At 34.6% G+C, this 18,934-nt stretch carries 23 protein-coding genes; 21 read left to right on the top strand and 2 right to left on the bottom strand.

Annotation, left to right across the window (positions count from 1 at the left end; translation table 11 throughout):
- Nucleotides 1-6 precede the first annotated feature (6 nt).
- Complete coding sequence (locus EIG86_RS14345; protein WP_205030467.1) at nt 7-114, top strand: T9SS type A sorting domain-containing protein; 108 nt, start codon at nt 7-9, stop codon at nt 112-114.
- A 72-nt stretch (nt 115-186) separates the two neighbouring features.
- On the opposite strand, the gene EIG86_RS07020 is transcribed toward EIG86_RS14345, so the two are convergent.
- Nucleotides 187-1,206 (bottom strand): threonine aldolase family protein, encoded by a 1,020-nt coding sequence (locus tag EIG86_RS07020; RefSeq protein ID WP_127845453.1) that lies wholly within the window; start codon nt 1,204-1,206, stop codon nt 187-189.
- A 79-nt stretch (nt 1,207-1,285) separates the two neighbouring features.
- On the opposite strand from EIG86_RS07020, the gene prfB reads away from it, so the two are divergent.
- From prfB to EIG86_RS06925, 19 genes are all read left to right on the top strand, one after another.
- Nucleotides 1,286-2,393 (top strand): peptide chain release factor 2 gene (gene prfB, locus EIG86_RS07015; protein ID WP_127845452.1). Its coding sequence is split into 2 segments (ribosomal slippage): nt 1,286-1,348 and nt 1,350-2,393, totalling 1,107 coding nucleotides; the frame shifts between segments, so codons are not numbered across the junction.
- Entirely contained in the window at nt 2,390-2,731 is a 342-nt protein-coding gene (gene arsC / locus EIG86_RS07010; RefSeq protein ID WP_127845451.1) for an arsenate reductase (glutaredoxin), read from the top strand. Before prfB ends, arsC begins: the two co-directional genes overlap by 4 nt.
- Before the next feature lie 403 nt (nt 2,732-3,134).
- Complete coding sequence (locus EIG86_RS07005) at nt 3,135-5,111, top strand: alpha-ketoacid dehydrogenase subunit alpha/beta (RefSeq protein ID WP_127845450.1); 1,977 nt, start codon at nt 3,135-3,137, stop codon at nt 5,109-5,111.
- Nucleotides 5,112-5,174: 63 nt separating this feature from the next.
- A complete protein-coding gene (locus EIG86_RS07000; protein ID WP_127845449.1) occupies nt 5,175-5,336 on the top strand; it encodes a DUF1328 domain-containing protein in 162 nt (53 codons plus the stop codon).
- A gap of 204 nt (nt 5,337-5,540) precedes the next feature.
- Nucleotides 5,541-6,083 (top strand): hypothetical protein, encoded by a 543-nt coding sequence (locus EIG86_RS06995; RefSeq protein ID WP_127845448.1) that lies wholly within the window; start codon nt 5,541-5,543, stop codon nt 6,081-6,083.
- 15 nt (nt 6,084-6,098) lie between these two features.
- Complete coding sequence (locus EIG86_RS06990; RefSeq protein WP_127845447.1) at nt 6,099-6,638, top strand: hypothetical protein; 540 nt, start codon at nt 6,099-6,101, stop codon at nt 6,636-6,638.
- Between the two features lie 74 nt (nt 6,639-6,712).
- Complete coding sequence (locus tag EIG86_RS06985; RefSeq protein WP_127845446.1) at nt 6,713-7,252, top strand: DUF6252 family protein; 540 nt, start codon at nt 6,713-6,715, stop codon at nt 7,250-7,252.
- Nucleotides 7,253-7,740: 488 nt separating this feature from the next.
- A complete protein-coding gene (locus EIG86_RS06980) occupies nt 7,741-8,223 on the top strand; it encodes a lipocalin family protein (RefSeq protein ID WP_127845445.1) in 483 nt (160 codons plus the stop codon).
- A gap of 3 nt (nt 8,224-8,226) precedes the next feature.
- Nucleotides 8,227-8,922, top strand: a complete 696-nt coding sequence (locus EIG86_RS06975) for an OmpA family protein (protein ID WP_127845444.1) — start codon at nt 8,227-8,229, stop codon at nt 8,920-8,922.
- A gap of 66 nt (nt 8,923-8,988) precedes the next feature.
- Nucleotides 8,989-10,104 carry an NAD(P)/FAD-dependent oxidoreductase gene (locus tag EIG86_RS06970; protein ID WP_127845443.1) on the top strand — a complete coding sequence of 372 codons (1,116 nt, stop codon included), beginning with the start codon at nt 8,989-8,991 and terminating at the stop codon, nt 10,102-10,104.
- Nucleotides 10,104-10,811, top strand: a complete 708-nt coding sequence (locus EIG86_RS06965; RefSeq protein ID WP_240032189.1) for a methyltransferase domain-containing protein — start codon at nt 10,104-10,106, stop codon at nt 10,809-10,811. Before EIG86_RS06970 ends, EIG86_RS06965 begins: the two co-directional genes overlap by 1 nt.
- On the top strand, nt 10,808-11,860 hold the full coding sequence (locus tag EIG86_RS06960; RefSeq protein WP_127845441.1) for a type III polyketide synthase: 1,053 nt from the start codon (nt 10,808-10,810) through the stop codon (nt 11,858-11,860). Before EIG86_RS06965 ends, EIG86_RS06960 begins: the two co-directional genes overlap by 4 nt.
- Nucleotides 11,861-11,905: 45 nt before the next feature.
- Nucleotides 11,906-12,676: an SDR family oxidoreductase gene (locus EIG86_RS06955; RefSeq protein WP_127845440.1), complete on the top strand. Its 771-nt coding sequence runs from the start codon at nt 11,906-11,908 to the stop codon at nt 12,674-12,676.
- Nucleotides 12,677-12,693: 17 nt separating this feature from the next.
- The gene (locus tag EIG86_RS06950; RefSeq protein WP_192901715.1) at nt 12,694-13,134 is read left to right on the top strand and encodes a 3-hydroxyacyl-ACP dehydratase FabZ family protein; all 441 of its coding nucleotides are present in this window, start codon (nt 12,694-12,696) and stop codon (nt 13,132-13,134) included.
- Between the two features lie 3 nt (nt 13,135-13,137).
- A complete protein-coding gene (locus EIG86_RS06945) occupies nt 13,138-14,415 on the top strand; it encodes a beta-ketoacyl-[acyl-carrier-protein] synthase family protein (protein ID WP_127845439.1) in 1,278 nt (425 codons plus the stop codon).
- Complete coding sequence (locus tag EIG86_RS06940; protein ID WP_127845438.1) at nt 14,405-14,641, top strand: hypothetical protein; 237 nt, start codon at nt 14,405-14,407, stop codon at nt 14,639-14,641. Before EIG86_RS06945 ends, EIG86_RS06940 begins: the two co-directional genes overlap by 11 nt.
- Before the next feature lie 74 nt (nt 14,642-14,715).
- The gene (locus EIG86_RS06935; RefSeq protein WP_127845437.1) at nt 14,716-14,970 is read left to right on the top strand and encodes an acyl carrier protein; all 255 of its coding nucleotides are present in this window, start codon (nt 14,716-14,718) and stop codon (nt 14,968-14,970) included.
- Nucleotides 14,967-15,488 (top strand): 4'-phosphopantetheinyl transferase family protein, encoded by a 522-nt coding sequence (locus EIG86_RS06930; protein ID WP_127845436.1) that lies wholly within the window; start codon nt 14,967-14,969, stop codon nt 15,486-15,488. The genes EIG86_RS06935 and EIG86_RS06930 overlap by 4 nt, the downstream gene beginning before the upstream one ends.
- Before the next feature lie 81 nt (nt 15,489-15,569).
- On the top strand, nt 15,570-16,211 hold the full coding sequence (locus EIG86_RS06925; protein WP_127845435.1) for a hypothetical protein: 642 nt from the start codon (nt 15,570-15,572) through the stop codon (nt 16,209-16,211).
- On the opposite strand, the gene recQ is transcribed toward EIG86_RS06925, so the two are convergent.
- The gene (gene recQ / locus EIG86_RS06920; protein WP_127845434.1) at nt 16,212-18,305 is read right to left on the bottom strand and encodes a DNA helicase RecQ; all 2,094 of its coding nucleotides are present in this window, start codon (nt 18,303-18,305) and stop codon (nt 16,212-16,214) included.
- A 176-nt stretch (nt 18,306-18,481) separates the two neighbouring features.
- Between recQ and EIG86_RS06915 the strand changes: the two genes are divergently transcribed.
- Nucleotides 18,482-18,919, top strand: coding sequence for an RrF2 family transcriptional regulator (locus EIG86_RS06915; protein WP_127845460.1), 438 nt, complete (start codon nt 18,482-18,484; stop codon nt 18,917-18,919).
- Nucleotides 18,920-18,934: the final 15 nt, after the last annotated feature.

Here is an 18,934-nt window from a genome sequence, read left to right as displayed (position 1 = left end):
GGTGAGGTGAATCAAAAACAAGTGAATTTGTCTGAACTTCAATCGGGCGTGTATATCTTGTCTTTAACCGATGTTGATGGTCAACAGAGCCATGTGAAGGTGGTGAGGGAGTAAGGTGATTTTAAATTTTGAATTTTAAATTTTGAATTTATTTTTTGATGAATGGACGAGTTAAGTTTTAGATTTTTATAAATTTTTAAGTGTATCCAAAAAATAATTGTGTTGGGCGTCTTTGTAATCCAAATGGGTGACGAGGCGCATTTTTCCATTTCCCATATTACTGATACGGATGCCTTTTGATTCTAGATTTCGCATAAACTCAATTTCATCAAATTCTTTATGAAGGTAAAAAATCACAATATTAGTTTCAATCTCTTCAACTTCAGAAATGGCAGAATGCTTACCAAGTGCCTGACCGATTTCCAGCGCGCGATTGTTGTCTATTTCAAGCCGTTCCACATGATTATGAAGAGCATAATAAGCGCCAGAAGCCATCACGCCGATTTGTCGCATGCCACCTCCTAAAACTTTTCTTACGCGAATGGCATTTTTCATCAATTTGTCTTTACCGATCAAAACCGTTCCCATCGGTGCACCTAAACCTTTCGATAAACAAACCGAAATGGTGTCAAATAAATTCCCAAAGTCTTTAGGGTCTTGGTTTTTTGCAACTAGCGCATTAAATAATCTTGCGCCATCTAAATGCAAACCTAGACCATTTTGCTGACAAACTTTTTTGATTTCACGGATATTGTCTAAATCATAGCACGCGCCACCCCCTTTATTGGTTGTGTTTTCTAAACAAACCAAACTGCTTAGCGGGCTGTGGTAAAAATCTGGTGGATTGATGGCCTCTTTGACTAAATCGGCTGTAATTTTTCCACGATGACCATCCACCAATTTACAAGACACGCCACTGTTGAAAGCGACACCACCACCTTCGTAATTAAAAACATGCGCCCATTTGTCGCAAATAAGTTGTTCTCCGGGTTGTGTGTGAAGTTTTATGGCGGCTTGATTTGCCATAGTTCCGGTAGGAAAGTATAAAGCGGCATCCATACCAAATAAATTCGCCAAATAATCTTCTAACTGATTTACACTTGGATCTTCTTTATAAACATCGTCACCAACTTCTGCATTCATCATATATTCTAGCATTTCAGCAGTTGGTTTCGTGACTGTGTCGCTTCTTAGGTCAATCTTCATTATAAATTTTTATTCGAAAATAAACATATTTAGATTGATGAACGATAAGATAATTTTTAAATTTGTCAAAAATTCAACAATGATTAATTCAGACCACATCAAATCTATCAACGATCGCATCACCGCCTTAAACCAGTATCTTTGACTTAGATGCTAAACGGGTGAAAGTTAGTAACGAAGAAGAAAAAACTTTTGCGCCAGGTTTTTGGGATAAACCACGTGAAGCACAGCAAATAATGCAAGACATTAATGCTGAAAAACAGTGGATTAAAAGTTTTGAAATCGCCAAATCCGCAGTTGAAGATTTGGGCGTTTTATTCGAATTCTACCAAGAAGGCGATGTTTCAAGCACAGAAGTTGAACAAAAATACGACGATGCTTTGGACCTTATTGAAGATTTAGAATTCAAAAATATGCTTTCAGAAGAAAGTGATCCTTTGACTGCTATTCTTCAAATTACAGCTGGAGCTGGTGGTACGGAAAGTTGTGATTGGGCAGAAATGCTGATGCGCATGTATGTCATGTGGGCAGAACGTCGGAATTTCAAAGTTAGAGAGTTGAACCACCAATCAGGCGATGTTGCAGGCATCAAAACTGTAACTTTAGAAATAGAAGGTGAATTTGCTTTCGGTTGGTTGAAAGGTGAAAATGGCGTTCACCGTTTGGTACGAATTTCACCATTCGATAGTAATGCCAAAAGACACACTTCCTTTGCTTCTGTTTATGTATATCCGCTTGTAGACGATAATATTGAAATTGACATCAATCCGGCAGATATCAATTGGGATTTTGCCAGATCTGGCGGTGCTGGTGGACAAAATGTAAATAAAGTCGAAACCAAAGCCATTTTAACACACCACCCAAGTGGTATTGTGATTCATAATTCTGAAACGCGTTCTCAACTTGAAAATCGTGAAAAAGCGATGAAAATGTTGAAATCTCAACTCTATGAAATCGAGTTGAAAAAGCAACAAGAAGCCCGAAATGAAATTGAATCTGAAAAGAAAAGTATAGAGTGGGGATCGCAAATTAGAAATTATGTGATGCATCCTTATAAGTTGATCAAAGACGTTAGAACCGGACATGAAACCGGTAATGTTGACGATGTGATGAACGGCCATATTGATGGTTTTTTAAAATCATATTTAATGAGTATTGGACAGAAAAAAGACGAAGACACCTTATGATACAAATTTACCACAACCCAAGATGTAAAAAATCAAGAGAAGGTTTAGCAATTCTAGAAGCTTCTGGACAGAATTTCGAAATTGTAAAATATTTGGATGATACACCAAGCGAAAATGAATTGAAATATTTGCTTGAAAAACTAGATTTGTCGCCAATGGAATTGGTTAGAACCCAAGAGAAGATTTGGAAAGAAAATTATAAAGGCAAAGATTTAAGCGAAGAAGAAGTTATCGCAGCCATGCATGAACATCCGAAACTTATTGAACGACCAATAGTTGTCAAAAATGACAAGGCTGTTGTTGGGCGACCACCAGAAAAAATCGAATCGATTTTGTGAAATTTAAAAACCAATTAAACCCTGCTTTTTTTAAGTGGGGTTTTTACTTTTCCATTGAACCCGAACTGCTTTGCTTTTTGCTAAAGAAAAATTCTTATTAATAAGTAAGTTTTGATGATCACTTAGATATTTTCTAAAAAAGACTAGTCTTTACAAATAAAAAGAGTAGTCTTTTAATGTGAAAAAACTACTCTTTTATAACTTGTGTTTAGTAAAACTAATATTCGAATTTAGTGATATTGATTCAACTAAAACAAAATTTCAAGTTTAATTTTATGATTATAAATGCATTATTTTTATAATAAAACAAACTTTCTTTCAAAGTTAAAAATATTCAGTTGAAAATGTTCCAGTCAATTTTCAAATTGATAAATTTGGAATTCAAAATTACAGACAATTCAATATGAATTTTAAAGACGATACTTTAGACCAAAAAACTTACCAATCTTTATATTTTTCAATTTTAAAACCCCGCATGATTGAAGAAAAAATGCTGGTTTTACTCCGTCAAGGAAAAATTTCAAAATGGTTTGCCGGCATCGGCCAAGAAGCTATTGCAGTTGGCGTCACCAAAGCTTTAACAAACGACGAATACGTGCTACCGATGCACAGGAATTTAGGTGTTTTCACCGAAAGACAGATTCCACTTTATAGGTTGTTTTCTCAGTGGCAGGGCAAAATGAGCGGTTTTACCAAAGGTCGCGACCGAAGTTTTCATTTTGGAACTCAGGAATTCAAAATTATCGGTATGATTTCTCATCTCGGTCCTCAATTGGGCGTTGCCGATGGGATTGCTTTAGCTCATAAATTGAATAACGAAAAATCTGTAACTGCCGTTTTCACTGGCGAAGGAGGAACAAGTGAAGGTGATTTTCATGAAGCTCTGAACGTCGCTTCAGTTTGGCAATTGCCAGTGATGTTTTGTGTCGAAAATAATGGTTATGGTTTGTCCACTCCAACTTCGGAACAATTCAATTGCGAAAATATAGCCGATAAAGCCATAGGTTATGGCATGGATTCACATATTATTGACGGGAATAACATTGTTGAAGTTTATACCAAAGTGAAAGCTATCGCGGAAGATATTCGTCAAAATCCAAGACCAGTATTGTTAGAATTCAAAACCTTTAGACGCCGCGGTCATGAAGAAGCAAGCGGAACAAAATATGTGCCCGATGATTTAATGAAATATTGGGAAGAACGAGACCCTATTGAGAATTTTGAAAAATATTTACTAGAAAATAATTTAATTACAGAAGCTGAAATCAAGGCTGAACGTAAAGCCATTAAAAAAGAAATAGATTCGAATTTGAAACAAGCATTCGATGAACCTGAGCATCAATCTTCAGTTGAAATTGAAATGCAGGATGTTTATCAAAAATTTGATTTTCAATCGATTCCTGCTTCAAAAAATAAACAAGAAATTCGTTTTGTCGATGCCATTTCGCAAGGCTTGAACCAAAGCATGCAGAAGTTTGATAACTTGGTCATCATGGGGCAAGATGTTGCTGAATACGGTGGTGTTTTCAAAATTACAGAAGGATTTTTAGAAAAATACGGTAAAGAACGCGTCAGAAACACACCAATTTGCGAATCGGCGATTGTGTCTACGGCGATGGGTTTGTCCATCAAAGGAATGAAATCTGTCGTAGAAATGCAGTTTGGTGATTTTGTGAGTTCAGGATTCAATCCGATTGTCAATTACCTGGCAAAAGTACATTACAGATGGAATCAAAATGCAGATGTTGTGGTCAGGATGCCTTGTGGTGCAGGCGTTGGCGCTGGACCATTTCACAGCCAAACCAATGAAGCTTGGTTTACAAAAACACCAGGTTTAAAAGTGGTTTATCCCGCATTTCCAGAAGATGCGAAAGGATTATTAGCAACTGCTATTGAAGACCCAAATCCAGTCTTGTATTTTGAGCACAAAGCACTGTATCGAAGTATTCGGCAGGAAGTTTCTGAAGATTATTTCAATATTGAATTCGGCAAAGCCAATCTTTTGCGTGAAGGCGAAAAATTGAGTATCATTACTTTTGGCGCTGGCGTACATTGGGCGATAGAATATTTAGACGAACACCCTGAAATTTCTGCGGATTTAATCGATTTGCGAAGCTTATCGCCACTGGATGAAGATGCTATTTTCAAATCTGTTCGAAAAACAGGCAAAGCTATTATTTTGCAGGAAGATTCTATTTTTGGCGGTGTAGCTTCAGATATTTCAGCGCTCATAAATGAGCATTGCTTTGAATATTTAGATGGACCAGTTAAACGTGTTGGAAGTTTGTCAACACCAATTCCTTTCTCTGGCAAGCTTGAAGCCCAATATTTGGCGAAATCACAACTTGCAGATGTTGTTAAAACTTTAAATAATTATTAAAATTAACATAAGTTCAATGTGTTTATTTATATTTAGGCTCAATCAACTCTAAATCTTTATATTATGATACGTTGGATTATTACATTTTTAATAATTGCGCTTATAGCTGCAGTTTTAGGTTTTGGTGGAATTGCTGAAGGCGCAGCTGATATAGCTAAAATTATTTTTTACATTTTTGTTGTTTTATTTGTTATTTCATTGATCGGAAGATTATTTAGGAGATAATTATAAGACTACATTTTTTCTTTTGAAGATTAATTTTAATTAAGACTAATTGATAACCAATTCAAATTTTTTTTAGATTGGTTTTTTTATTGAAATTATATTTAAGAATCACTTACGCTACTAAATTTTTAATTTAAAAACATTAACAAATTTTCCTTTGCGTGTATTACACTAATTTTTAGTTTTAATTATAAAATAAATGTAATGAAAATCAGAAAAATATTTTGTGTTTCTACTACTATGCTTGTGTTATTTTTTTTAGCATGCAGCGATGACGACAACGCACCACAAAATCCCATAAACCAATTGCCTGAAGCAACCCAAACAGGTGAAAATACTTTTGGTTGCTTATTAGACGGTGAAGTTTTTATCCCAGGCGGTGGGACTAACCCTTTGGATTGTGTTTATCAGTTTGTCGATGGGGGTTATTATTTTAATTTACAAGGCAATAATAAAGATGAAGATTTTAATAGAACAAGACTTTCTCTATCTACAAATGCTAAGGAACTAGATGAAGGACAAACTTATCAGCTTTTAGAAAATGAAGAATGGAATGCGTTTGCAAGATTCAGTTATAATGCAAATGCTACTTTTACTTCTCAAAATAATTCAGGAACTCTAACAATTACAAAATTAGACCTAACAAATCAAATCATTTCAGGATACTTTTCTTTCGATATTATTGATTTTGAAGGAAATCTTCGTAAAATCCGGGAAGGACGATTTGATATGCAATTTACACAATAACCAAAATACTTAACAATGAAAAAACTATTATACAGACTTATACTCTTATTACCCTTTCTTTTCTTTTGGGGATGCAGCGATGACGACAACGCACCACAAAACCCCATAAACCAATTGCCTGAAGCCACACAAACTGGCGAAAACACCTTTGGTTGCTTATTGGACGGGGAAGCTTTTATACCAGGCGGCGGAACAAATCCTTTAGATTTTGTTTATCAGTTTGTCGATGGGGGGTATTATTTTCAACTTCAAGGGAGGAAAAGAAATGATGATTTCAATCTTATATCTATTAATCTCATTACTAGAGCAAAAGAGATTGAAGAAGGGGAAACATACTTATTGTTAGAAGAAGCATTAGGTAATGCAAGTGGCATATTCGGTTTTAATGGTGGCTTAAGCTTTACTTCAATACAAAACTCTGGCCAACTAACTATTACACATTTAGACATGAACAATCAAATTGTATCCGGTACATTTTGGTTTGATGTCATAGACCACGATGGAAATTTAAGAAAAATCAGAGAAGGACGATTTGATATGGAATTCACACAATAATAAACTTAAATAAATTAATTAACATTGAGAGAATTACGAAAAAATATTTATTTACTTTATAAGAAATTAAGCTAATGGATAAAATCAAAATCTTTTTTTACTCTGTTAGTTTACTTTTTTTCTTTTCTTGTAACAGTGATGATGGAGGCTCAATAAACCCTATAAACCGACTTCCCAAAGCCACACAAACAGGTGAAAACACTTTTGGTTGCTTATTAGACGGTGAAGCTTTTATCCCAGGTGGCGGAATAAATCCTTTGGATTGTGTTTATCAATTGATTAATGGAGAACGTTTTTTTAATGTTCAAGGTAATAAAAGAGATGAAGACAATAATTTAGAACGTATTTCTCTCTCAACTAATGCCAAAGAATTACAAGAAGGACAAACTTATCAATTACTTACTAATGATGCAGGAAATCTTTTTGGAGCTTTTTTTTTGAATGCTACTCAAAAATTTACAGACGGAGAAGAAAATACAGGAGAATTAAAAATTACTCACCTTGATCTAACAAATCAAACTATTTCGGGAACTTTCTTTTTTGATATTGTAGACCAGAATGGAAATTTAAGAGAAATCCGTGAAGGACGATTTGATATGCATTTTACTCAATAACCAAAATATTTGAACAATGAAAAACTACACAATTTCCAAATTTTTTTTCTTCTCCTATTAATACTAGGGATGAGTCTAAACCTTAAAACTCAAAATGTATCAACAGATTTTGCAGATAAGATTAATGATTTATTTACAGTTGTAAACTTAAACCTCTTGCCTAATTATTTATTCTATGGAATTCATAGATTTAAAAGCCTATAATGGTGTAGTGAACGATTCTAATTATGTGAGTAAAGGAATCTATAAGTTTACCTCAAAGAAATTATACGTCAAAAGTAACAACTGTAAAAGTTTTAAGAGCGAGTGAAATTCTGATTGTAGAATAGCACTTCTATTAAAAACTTTGAAAATTTTTTAACCAATCTTAAATATATAAGTTAGATTGGTTTTTTTATTGAATGTTAATTTTTGGTTCATTTCCCATGCTCAATATCATAAGCCTTATATTTATTGTATTTTTACACTAAATAACACAATTAAAACAAATGAAGAAAATATTACTCGTATTCGTCGCTTTTAGTTTGATGTCATGCGGATCTGGATATTTAGCTAATAAAATGGAGCGTGAATTCAAAGGAGATTGGGTGTTGACTGAAGTCAGTTTCCCAAACTCATCAGGTTTTTTTGATGTAAGTTTGTTCAATTTAGGCGAAGTCAGTTGTTTTGAAAATTCAGAATGGTCTTTTGTGTCCAATAACAATACCGGAGAATTTCAGTTGTTCGGCAATGATTGCATAAGGGAAACACAAGAATTTGCATGGTCTATAGACCCGACGACAATTGAAAGTAATGTACAAGAAATGGTTTTTAAAATTACAACTGACCAAAATGCACGAAAAGTTACCCAAGGCTCCAGAATAAGAATTAAATCTTTGTTAGCAAACACTATGATTTGGGAGCAAAGTGTTAATTTTGAAGGCGATCCTATTAATATTCAAATGGAATTTAAAAGACAAGTAAATCAATAACACATGAAATTAACTTTTATAAAAAGCCTATCAATTGTATTGACCATTGCATTTGTGTTTAGCAGTTGCGAAGCTGTTAAAAACACAAATAACACCCAGCGAGGCGGTGCAGTTGGTGCCGCCGGCGGTGCTGTGATTGGTGGCGTTATTGGCAACAATACTGGCGATGGCGACAATTCAGTTTTGGGTGCTATTATTGGTGGCGTGGTTGGCGGTGCAGCCGGCGCTTATATCGGTAATAGAATGGACAAACAGGCTAAACAAATTGAAGAAGAAATTCCTGGTGCGGAAGTGACTCGTGTTGGCGAAGGTATCAACGTGACTTTCGATGAAAATTCAGGTGTTTATTTCGCAACTGATAAGTACACCATTAATGATAAATCTGAATTATCTCTTTTAAAACTAATAAATATTTTTCAAAAATATCCAAAAACCAACATTATTGTAGAAGGTCATACAGACTCAACAGGCAGCGATGAATACAATATGATATTGTCAAAAAATCGCGCACAAGCGGTTTCAGATTACCTAACGAGCAACGGTATTGCAGAATCTCGGATAGAAACCAATTGGTATGGTGAAGAGCAACCGAAATATGACAATTCTACTGCTGAAGGACGTTCCAAAAATAGACGAGTCGAATTGGCAATCGTAGCCAACGAAGAATTGAAAGAGGAAGCACGACAAAAGGCTAAATAATTTTTAAATATTGCTTAAAAATCCTAAACCATCGTTTAGGATTTTTTTTATGATTAAATTTCACCGATGAAGATTTACGATGTCATAATTATTGGTGGCGGTCTCGCTGGCCTAACTGCTGCAATTCATTTGGCCAAACATAAAAAGGAAATTTTACTTATCGAGAAAGATAGTTTTCCACGACACAAAGTTTGTGGCGAATATGTTTCTAATGAAGTTTTGCCTTATTTGAATACTCTTGATTTAAATCTCAAAAATCTCCAACCAAAATCTATCGATCAACTTTTGTTAAGCAATAGAAATGGAGAATCTGTGAATTCAAAATTACCATTGGGCGGTTTTGGAGTTTCTAGATTTGCATTAGACAATTTTTTATATGAAAAAGCCCAATCTTTGGGTGTGAAATTTGTTTTTGAAAGCGTTTTCGATGTAAGTTTTAAAAACGATTCTTTTGAAGTCTCTACTCGAGCTGAAAACTACAATTCAAAATTAGTTTTAGGAGCATTTGGCAAACGATCAAATTTAGACAAAACATTTCAACGTGAATTTATTCAGAAAAAATCACCTTGGATCGGCATTAAAGCCCATTATAAAAACAAAGATTTTCCAGAAGATTTGGTGGCTTTGCACAATTTTGAAGGCGGCTATTGCGGACTGTCAAAAACGGAAACCGATGCAGTCAATTTTTGTTATTTAGCCAAATACAGTAGTTTTAAAACCGAAAAAAATGTAAATGATTTCAATCAAAATGTGTTGCGAAAAAATCCTTTTTTAGATGAATTTTTAAACGATTCAAAATTGTTGTTTGAAAAGCATCTTGCTATTTCTCAAATTTCATTTCATAAAAAAAATCCAGTTGAAAATCACATACTAATGTTGGGCGATGCCGCTGGGTTAATTCATCCGCTTTGTGGCAATGGCATGGCAATGGCTATTCATTCCGCAAAAATGGCTTCAGAAGAAATATTAGCGTATTTTCAACATCACCAGCGTTCAGATTTGGAACAGAATTATAGTCGAATTTGGCAGAAACAATTCAATGGAAGATTACGAATGGGTAGATATTTTCAAAAGATTCTATTGCACCCAAAATTGACTAACTTTGGTATTAATATGGTGTCTAAATCACCTTTCCTATTACAAAAAATGATACAACAAACTCATGGAAAACCAATTTCATAATGATGATTTCTACAAAATATAGAAGCAAAGAACCAGAAATCATGGATCAATTCGATTTTCAGGGCGAAGAACTGAAATCTGTATTGAAAACAATCGACAAAATCAATGCTAAGTTGGGCGGTCATCGGGTGACAATTCAAGGTGTGAAAAGTCTCATTGCTCAACAAAACTCAAATATAATTAGGATTGCAGATTTGGGCTGTGGCAGTGGCGATGCTTTGCGTGCTATTGCAAAATGGGCAAAACCCAAAGACTTCAAACTTCAACTTATCGGCATTGATGCCAATCCACACACCATTGCCATTGCGAGAGAATTGTCAACAGATTATAAAAATATATCTTACCGTGTGGTAGATGTTTTTAGCGAAGATTTTGAAGATTTTCAAGCTGATATCATCACTTGTTGTCTCACCTTGCATCATTTCAAAGATGAATGGATAGAAAAATTAATTCCTATTCTTCATTCAAAAGCAAAAATTGGTTTGGTGATCAACGATTTGCACCGCCATAAAATGGCTTATTTTCTTTTTAAATTATATTGTAAACTCTTTGTAAATTCAGATATTGCAAAGAAAGATGGGTTAACTTCAATTTTAAGAGGCTTCAAAAGTCAAGATTTTGAAGATTTTGCAAAAACATTAAATTTTAATCACCACGTCAAATGGTATTGGGCGTTTCGGTATCAGTGGATCATTTCAAAACAATGAGTGTAAAAATAAAAACAGCTGCCATACAAACTCCTGAATATGCTAAGGAAACCAAAGATATTTTACCTTTTATAGAAACTTGGCTATCTAATGAAGATGAGCGTTTCAGGCGAAAAGTTTTGAAAATATTCGAAGGTGCTAATGTTGATAAACGCTACTCAATTATGAATCCTGATTTGGTCTTTACTAAAACATCTTTTGAAGATAAGAACAAAATCTATGTTGAAGCCGCCAAAAAACTTAGTAAAAACGTGTTGGAAAAAGCTCTTCAAAAGGCAGATTGGTCAGCCGACAGTTTAGATTACATTATCACTGTCAGTTGCACAGGAATCATGATTCCTTCTTTGGATGCCTACTTGATCAATGATTTGGGTATGAAGCAAGATATTGTTCGTTTACCAGTAACAGAAATGGGTTGTGCGGCTGGTATTTCTGGTATGATTTACGCCAAACAATTTCTCGCAGCCAATCCTGGTAAACGTGCTGCTGTTGTTGCATTTGAAGCACCAACGGCAACCTTGCAACTCGACGATTTGTCCATGGCAAATATGGTTAGCGCAGCTATTTTTGGTGATGGCGCAGCTTGTGTTTTAATGTCTTCTGAAGAAGAATGTGACGGTCCAGAAATTCTTGGTGAATCTATGTATCATTTTTATAACGACACCCACATGATGGGATTTGATTTAACCAATTCCGGATTAAAAATGATTCTGGATGTCGATGTGCCTGAAAAAATTAGCAGCCATTTTCCGCAAATTATCCATCCATTTTTGAAAGACAATAATACAAGCATTGAAGATGTTGACCATCTTATTTTTCATCCAGGAGGGAAAAAAATAATTCAAACTGTGGAATCACTTTTTGGAGAAATGGGTAAAAATATAGACGATACCAAAGAAGTTTTACGATTGTTCGGAAATATGAGTAGCGCCACCGTACTTTTTGTTTTAGAACGTATGTTTCAAAAGGAAATTCCTCAAGGCGAAAAGGGTTTGATGTTGAGTTTTGGACCAGGATTTTCTGCACAGCGCATCTTACTGCAATGGTAATTCATCTCAAAATATTGAAATGAAATTTATAGAAAAAAAAGAGCAATGTCAGATAATAATACTAAAAATGCTTTAATTCTTGGTGGAAGTCAAGGGCTGGGTTTTGCGTCAGCTAAAGAATTGGCTAAACGTGGTTTCAACTTATATATTATCCATAGAGATTCCAGGGCAAATGCTGAAACTTTGAATAAAAAATTTCAAGATTTACGCAGCTATTCTATTGAAATTAAAAATTTTAATTTCGATGCAACAAGACAAGACAAAACCGAAAAGTTTGTCGATGAGTTACCAAAAGATCTAAAATTCGATCTGGTCTTACATTCCATAGCTAAAGGAAATTTGAAAGATTTATATGGTGAAAATGCTTTGAATTCTATGGATTTTCAAATTACGATTCAGGCGATGGCTATCAGTTTTCATACATGGGCAAGTTGTTTAGTAAATAATAATCGGATGCAGAATCCAAGTCAGTTTTTGGCTTTTACTAGCGAAGGGAATTCAAAAGTAATTCCGCAATATGCAGCAGTTTCTGCTGCTAAATCTTCTTTAGAAAGTATTATGCGACAAATGGCTGTGGAATATGCATCTTTAGGAATCAGAACCAATTGTATTCAGGCTGGATTGGTAGACACACAGGCTTTGCAACATTTTCCGTCCTACGAAAAATTGAAATCGCATACCCAAAAACGCAATCCTTTCCATCGACTGACTCAACCTGAAGACGTTGCTAATGTGGTTGGATTATTAAGTGAAAAAGCAGCTTCTTGGATCAACGGAACTGTGGTCAAAGTCGATGGTGGGGAAAGTTTAGTTTAAATAAATAAAATTTTAAAATGACAGATATTTCAAAAGAAATCATTCAGAATTTACCTTATCAAAAGCCTTTTTTATTTGTCGATGAAATTTTAGAAGTTGATGAAAATAATATCAAAGGACAATTTGAATTCAAAGAAGATCTATGGTTTTATGCTGGACATTTCAAAAATAATCCAGTAACTCCAGGCGTTATTTTAACCGAATGCGCAGCACAAATTGGCTTGGCGGCTTTTGGTATTTTTCTATTAAAAAACGAATCGGATTTAGACCAAATGAAACTGGCGATGACTTCTACAAATGTGGAATTTTTGAAACCAGTTTTGCCAGGAGAACAAGTTGTTGTAAAAGCCGAAAAAATATATTTTAGATTCAATAAATTGAAGGTTAGTGTTGAAATTTCAGACCAATCTGACCAAATGGTTTTGAAAGGAGAAATAGCGGGTGTAATATTGACATAAATTATGAAAAGAAATCGTGTAGTTGTCACTGGTTTAGGTGTTGTAGCTTCTAATGCTGTTGGTATTAATGATTTTTTGAAGGCCATTCAAAATGGTGAAAATGGCATTCAGTTTCAGCAAGAGTTGAAAGATCTCAATTTTAGTTGTCAAATTGGTGGAACGCCAGAAATTTCAGAAGAAACTTTAAATCAATATTTTACCAAATTAGAACAAAAAGGACTTTTAGCAAGTGGTTTAATTTATGGAGGCATAGCTGGACAAGAAGCCTGGTCGGATGCCAAACTTTCAACTTCTGAAACTGTAGATTTTGACTCCGGAATTATTTTTGGCACGGGAGTTTTGGGCGTGGACAAACTTCGCGAAGCTTTTCAAAAAATCGATGCTAAAAACGTGAGACGTTTAGGAAGCACTAGCGTTTTGCAAACGATGGCAAGCGGAATCAGTGCTTTTTTAGGCGGTAAATTGGGTTGTGGCAACCAAGTGACAACAAATTCTTCAGCGTGTACAACTGGTACAGAAGCCATGATAATGGGTTTTGAGCGCATACAATCGGGAAAGGCAAAACGAATGTTGATTGGCAGTTGCAGCGATTCCGGACCTTATGTTTGGGGCGGATTTGATGCACTCAGAATTTTGCCTTATCAATATAATGACCAGCCAGAAGTGGCTTCAAAACCCATGAGCGCAAATGCAGCAGGTTTTGTGCCATCTAGCGGTGCTGGTGCTTTGGTTTTGGAAAGTTTAGAATCTGCTCAAAATCGTAATGCCGAAATTTATGCTGAAGTTTTGGGTGGGCACGTTAACTCTGGCGGTCAACGTCAGGGTGGGAGCATGACTGCGCCAAATTCCACGGCTGTAAAAATATGTATTTCTGAAACTTTGAAAAATTCAAAACTGAATTCAACAGACATTGATTTGATCAACGCACATTTGACCGCTACAGCGATGGATTCTACAGAGATTCAAAACTGGTCTGAAGCTTTATCGCTAAGCGACACAAATTTTCCATATATCAATAGTTTGAAATCTCATATTGGTCACGCGTTGGCAGCAGCAGGGAGTATTGAATTGGTCGCTGGAATTTTGCAATTGAAACATGGTTTTGTAGCACCGAATTTGAATTGTGAGGATATTCATCCTGAAATTTTGAAACTAGTAGATGAAACTAAAATTCCAAGAAAATATATTGAAACTAAACTCAATGTCATGCTGAAAGCTAGTTTCGGTTTTGGGGATGTGAATGCCTGCGTAGCACTAAAATCTTTTAAAAATGAAAAATAAACAATTGAAAAAGCGATATTGGATTTTTGGCGGTTTAGGAACGGCTTTGCTGGGTTTCGGACTTTCAGCACTAGTTGAAAGTGGTTTTATGAAACACAGCGACGCAACAACTTGGCAATGGGTTTTGGCAGGAACATTGTCTTTAATTGTAATTATGACTGGCATCAACTTTTTGTTCGAAAGCTTCAGATGCAAGCTGAAACTAAGTCAGGAAAGCCGTAAATAAGCCTGTTTTCAAAACTTTTTTATAATTAGATTTAAAAATGCTGAATTCAAATTCGTAAATTGGCTTCAAAAAACATGACACACAACGAGATTATTCAAAAGCTAAAATCTATTGTCGAACCCTACGTAAACAATCAGCCCAATTTTGAACAATTGAATGAAAATTCAGATTTTATAAAGGATTTAGAAATTAATTCTGCCAATTTGGTTGATGTTGTCTTAGATGTTGAAGATGAATTCGATATTAGAATTGAGAATGATGATATGGAAAAAATGCTAAATGTCGAAGCTACAGTTGATGTGATTCAAAAGAAGCTCAACCAAAAATGATCGGAAATGACATTGTGGATTTGAATTTAGCCAAAGCGTCTTCAAATATTTTTAGGCCACGATATTTCAAGAAAATACTGAATACTTCAGAACTGAGTTTTATACAAGAAAGTCAAGATCAGTTTTTATGTTTTTGGAGAATTTGGACACTGAAAGAAGCTGCTTATAAAGCTTTTCAAAGACTATTTTTATTTGATAATTTTTACAATCCAAAACTTTTTTCAACAACAATTATCAATTCAGAATTAGCTTTGGTGAGTTATCAAAATCAGATTTTAGAATTTAAATCCAAAATGAATTCAAAATATATTTACAGTTGGACAAGTTCAGATAAAAACCGACAAAATATTATTGGAAGTTGTAAATCGGAAGTCAAAAGACAAATAAATCAAAGTTTGAATTTAGAATCATTCAATTTGAATAAAGATGAAAATGGATTTCCTTTTGTTCAAGTATTAAAACAGAAAGCATCAATTTCAATATCTCATCATGGTCAGTTTTATGCTGTTATAATATGATTTACAGTTTTTTAGTAAATATTTCTCAAATGGCATAATTTGTGTTTTAAATGAAATCATTATCTTTGAAAAAACTTCAACATGTTTAAATACAGTTTCTTAGCTATTATTGGATTATTTGCACTTCAAATGGAAGCGCAAACCACAGATTTTCCTTCGCGTGGTTCTGAAGTGAATAATAATCCTAGACTTAATTCTTCTAGTTCGAATTCAGGCTCTAGTTTTTTGGGCGTGCCTAATAGAAGTAAAGTGAAAGACAGATTTTCTAAAGAAGAAGATGGTATTGATTTCAAGCCAAAGACAAAATTCACAAATCCAAGCAATTTATACACCGATAAACTCAATAAAAAATACGAGAAAGAAGGTCGTAAAATGGAAGAGGAATGGGCGGAAGATATGAGTCTCGGTGAATTTGTGACCAATTCTGACAAGATGGTTTTTTTGTGTCGTGACCACATGATGTTTGACGGAGATCGCGTACAAGTCCGTGTAAATGGAAAAATTATAATTGAAAATTTACTTCTTGAAAATGCTTATAAAGAAATTACGATTCCACTAGAAGTTGGTTTTAATAAAATAGAATTTGTTGCCTTAAATCAAGGCGATGCTGGACCAAATACTGCCGAACTAAGAGTTATTGATGGTAATAAAATGCTGACAAGAAATGTTTGGAACTTGCTCACAGGCGTGAAGGCATCAACTATGATTGTTAGAAATGAATAATTATTTTTCTAAATAAGTCTTAGCTAAACGAATTTTTCCATAGTCTATTTTTTCTTCCAAGAAGTCATAAATTGGTCGGAGTGCATCCTCGTGTTCTACAGAATTCAAAGCGATTTTTACTTTTTTAATTTCATCTTCATCCAAAAATTTGTGGATATCAATTGACTTTCCGTCTTCAATCAATTTTGAAAAATGTGAGTAAATAGTTGTTGATTTCAAACCTCTGATTTGTTCAATTTCTGCTAAAGTTTTTCCAGACAGATAGAGTTCATAAGTAATTAATGTTGTGTGCTTTTTCAACTTTCGTTTTGATTTTTGAAAATCTCGAATCACTTCTAAAAACTCATCCGCATATTTTTCAGCTTTATTTTTGTTGACGCCACTAATGCTCATAAATGCATTTTCATCCAATGGAACTTCACGCTCCATTTCTTTCAAACTGGCATCGTTAAAAACTAAATAGGGAGGAATGTCTTCTTCAACAGAAATCTGCATGCGCAGTTGTCTCAGCTGATCGAATAATGTGGTTTTTTTCTTAGTTTTCGTTTTGGTTGGACTGGATTTAACGCCTAAATCCGATTGCGGTTTGGTGAGCCAAACCTTCTCATTTTCGAATAAAACTTTTTTAGATAATTCTGTCAACTGTAAAGCATTGCCTCTGTGGAATGCAATTTCAGTATAACCCAAATTCACCAATTGAAGCATATAATGTTGCCAATCTCGCCAACTTGTGTCTTTTCCAACGCCATAAGTTTTCAATTGGTCATAATTCTTATCTACAATATTAGCATTTTGCGCGCCTCGCAAAATATCTATAATTGTACCAATCGGTTCGGTTTGCTTGGTTCTAACTATGGCAGACAATGCCTTTTGTGCTAAAACCCCAGCCTCGAAAAACTTCGGCGGATTTTTACAAACATCACAATAGCCACAATTTTCCGACAAATGTTCACCAAAATAGCCTAATAATATTCGTCGACGGCAAGATGTCGCTTCGGTGAGTTGCTTCATTCGTTCCAGTTTAGCCAACTGAACTTCTTGGTTTGGCGCATCTTCCATAAATCTTCTGTACTGAATAACATCGCCATAAGAATGAAAAAGGAGCGCATTTGCTTTTACGCCATCACGACCTGCACGACCAATTTCTTGGTAATAACTTTCTATATTTTTTGGCATGTTGTAATGAATTACCCACCGTACATTGGATTTGTCGATGCCCATACCAAAAGCAATTGTAGCACAGATGATTTGTGTTTTGTCATACACAAAATTCTCTTGAATTTCTGAGCGCTTTTCACTATCCAAGCCAGCGTGATAAGCTTGCGCATTGAAGCCAGAACTTTTTAATTTTTCAGCTAGTTTTTCAGTAGATTTTCGACTTAAACAATATACTATTCCAGCTTCATCTTGATGTTTGAACAGGAAATTTTCAATTTGTTTAAACCTTTTGTCAGCCGGCCTTATTTCAAGAAAAATATTTTCTCTGTCGAAAGAAGAAATAAACTGTTTGGCTTGGGGAATATGAAGTTGGGATAAAATATCTGTTCGGGTAGCTTCATCTGCCGTTGCTGTTAATGCTACGATTGGCGTATTTGGCAATGATTTTTTAAGAAAATTCAGTTTTTGATAAGACGGTCTAAAATCGTGTCCCCAAGACGAAATGCAGTGTGCTTCATCAACCGCCACACAACTGATGTAATTTTCATTCAAGATTTCTTGCAATCCACCCAGACTTTCTGGTGCAGTATACAAGAGTTTCAATTCTCCTTTAGCAACTTTGGTTTTGATGTCGTTTTGGACTTCAAAACTCTGCGTACTATTGTAAAATTCGGCTGCAATGCCATTGATTTTCATGCCATCGACCTGATCTTTCATCAAGGCGATGAGTGGTGAAATTACTAAAGTAAGACCTGAAAATTCTAAGGCAGGAAGTTGAAAACACATGGATTTACCACCACCAGTTGGCATAATTACCAACGCATCATTGCCCGATAAAATGTGAGCAATAATTTCAGCCTGTTGCGGCCTAAAACTTTCGTATCCGAAATATGTTTTTAAATTTTGTCGAGTTGCGTTTAGTAAATTTTCAGTCATGTTTCTAAATCCTAATTAAGAAATGCAAAATACAATTTCCTAAGATTTTTTTGAATTTGAAGTTGAATTTAGTTCAACTTATTTTTAGGTTAAAAAATTGAAAACTTATTGAAATCCTGAGTCTTTTTTAAACTTCAAATGGCAAATGAAATCTAATAATGATATATTTGCAATCCATGATTTCAAAGAAAACAAAATACGCAATTAATGCATTGGTTCACCTTGCTAAAAAAGAAAATGAAGGACCAATTGTTATTAGTGAAATTGCTGAAGCCGAAAATATTCCTCGTAAATTTTTAGAAGCAATTCTACTGAATTTAAAAAAAGCTGGTGTTTTGGCTAGTAAAAAAGGGAAAGGCGGCGGTTATTATTTGCTTCAAAGTCCAGAAGAAATCAATCTGGCAGATGTGATGCGACTATTCGACGGGCCGATTGCATTTTTGCCTTGCGTGACTTATAAATATTACGAGCGTTGCGAAGAATGTAAAGACGAAGAAACCTGCGGTATTCGTGATGTTTTTTTTGAAGTTAGAAATAAAACAGTCGAACTTCTAAAGGCTGCTAGTTTAAGTGAAATTATCAAAAGAGAATCTGCTTTGATAAAAATATTGTAATTTAACTTTTGAATT

The organism is Psychroflexus aestuariivivens (assembly GCF_004010055.1).
Taxonomy (GTDB): domain Bacteria; phylum Bacteroidota; class Bacteroidia; order Flavobacteriales; family Flavobacteriaceae; genus Psychroflexus; species Psychroflexus aestuariivivens.
The sequence above is the reverse complement of the archived record's forward strand: the minus strand, read 5'-3'. Positions and strand labels throughout refer to the sequence as shown.

Excerpts from the sequence above, each read along its gene's own strand:
- EIG86_RS07000 (WP_127845449.1), top strand. The coding sequence starts at position 5,175 with ATGATACGTTGGATTATTACATTTTTAATAATTGCGCTTATAGCTGCA.
- EIG86_RS06985 (WP_127845446.1), top strand. The coding sequence starts at position 6,713 with ATGGATAAAATCAAAATCTTTTTTTACTCTGTTAGTTTACTTTTTTTC.
- EIG86_RS06990 (WP_127845447.1), top strand. The coding sequence starts at position 6,099 with ATGAAAAAACTATTATACAGACTTATACTCTTATTACCCTTTCTTTTC.
- EIG86_RS06995 (WP_127845448.1), top strand. The coding sequence starts at position 5,541 with ATGAAAATCAGAAAAATATTTTGTGTTTCTACTACTATGCTTGTGTTA.
- EIG86_RS06965 (WP_240032189.1), top strand. The coding sequence starts at position 10,104 with ATGATGATTTCTACAAAATATAGAAGCAAAGAACCAGAAATCATGGAT.
- EIG86_RS07020 (WP_127845453.1), bottom strand. The coding sequence starts at position 1,206 with ATGAAGATTGACCTAAGAAGCGACACAGTCACGAAACCAACTGCTGAA.
- arsC (WP_127845451.1), top strand. The coding sequence starts at position 2,390 with ATGATACAAATTTACCACAACCCAAGATGTAAAAAATCAAGAGAAGGT.
- EIG86_RS06950 (WP_192901715.1), top strand. The coding sequence starts at position 12,694 with ATGACAGATATTTCAAAAGAAATCATTCAGAATTTACCTTATCAAAAG.
- EIG86_RS06915 (WP_127845460.1), top strand. The coding sequence starts at position 18,482 with ATGATTTCAAAGAAAACAAAATACGCAATTAATGCATTGGTTCACCTT.
- EIG86_RS06930 (WP_127845436.1), top strand. The coding sequence starts at position 14,967 with ATGATCGGAAATGACATTGTGGATTTGAATTTAGCCAAAGCGTCTTCA.
- EIG86_RS06980 (WP_127845445.1), top strand. The coding sequence starts at position 7,741 with ATGAAGAAAATATTACTCGTATTCGTCGCTTTTAGTTTGATGTCATGC.
- EIG86_RS06955 (WP_127845440.1), top strand. The coding sequence starts at position 11,906 with ATGTCAGATAATAATACTAAAAATGCTTTAATTCTTGGTGGAAGTCAA.
- recQ (WP_127845434.1), bottom strand. The coding sequence starts at position 18,305 with ATGACTGAAAATTTACTAAACGCAACTCGACAAAATTTAAAAACATAT.
- EIG86_RS06970 (WP_127845443.1), top strand. The coding sequence starts at position 8,989 with ATGAAGATTTACGATGTCATAATTATTGGTGGCGGTCTCGCTGGCCTA.
- EIG86_RS07005 (WP_127845450.1), top strand. The coding sequence starts at position 3,135 with ATGAATTTTAAAGACGATACTTTAGACCAAAAAACTTACCAATCTTTA.
- EIG86_RS06925 (WP_127845435.1), top strand. The coding sequence starts at position 15,570 with ATGTTTAAATACAGTTTCTTAGCTATTATTGGATTATTTGCACTTCAA.
- EIG86_RS06935 (WP_127845437.1), top strand. The coding sequence starts at position 14,716 with ATGACACACAACGAGATTATTCAAAAGCTAAAATCTATTGTCGAACCC.
- EIG86_RS06975 (WP_127845444.1), top strand. The coding sequence starts at position 8,227 with ATGAAATTAACTTTTATAAAAAGCCTATCAATTGTATTGACCATTGCA.
- EIG86_RS06945 (WP_127845439.1), top strand. The coding sequence starts at position 13,138 with ATGAAAAGAAATCGTGTAGTTGTCACTGGTTTAGGTGTTGTAGCTTCT.
- EIG86_RS06960 (WP_127845441.1), top strand. The coding sequence starts at position 10,808 with ATGAGTGTAAAAATAAAAACAGCTGCCATACAAACTCCTGAATATGCT.
- EIG86_RS06940 (WP_127845438.1), top strand. The coding sequence starts at position 14,405 with ATGAAAAATAAACAATTGAAAAAGCGATATTGGATTTTTGGCGGTTTA.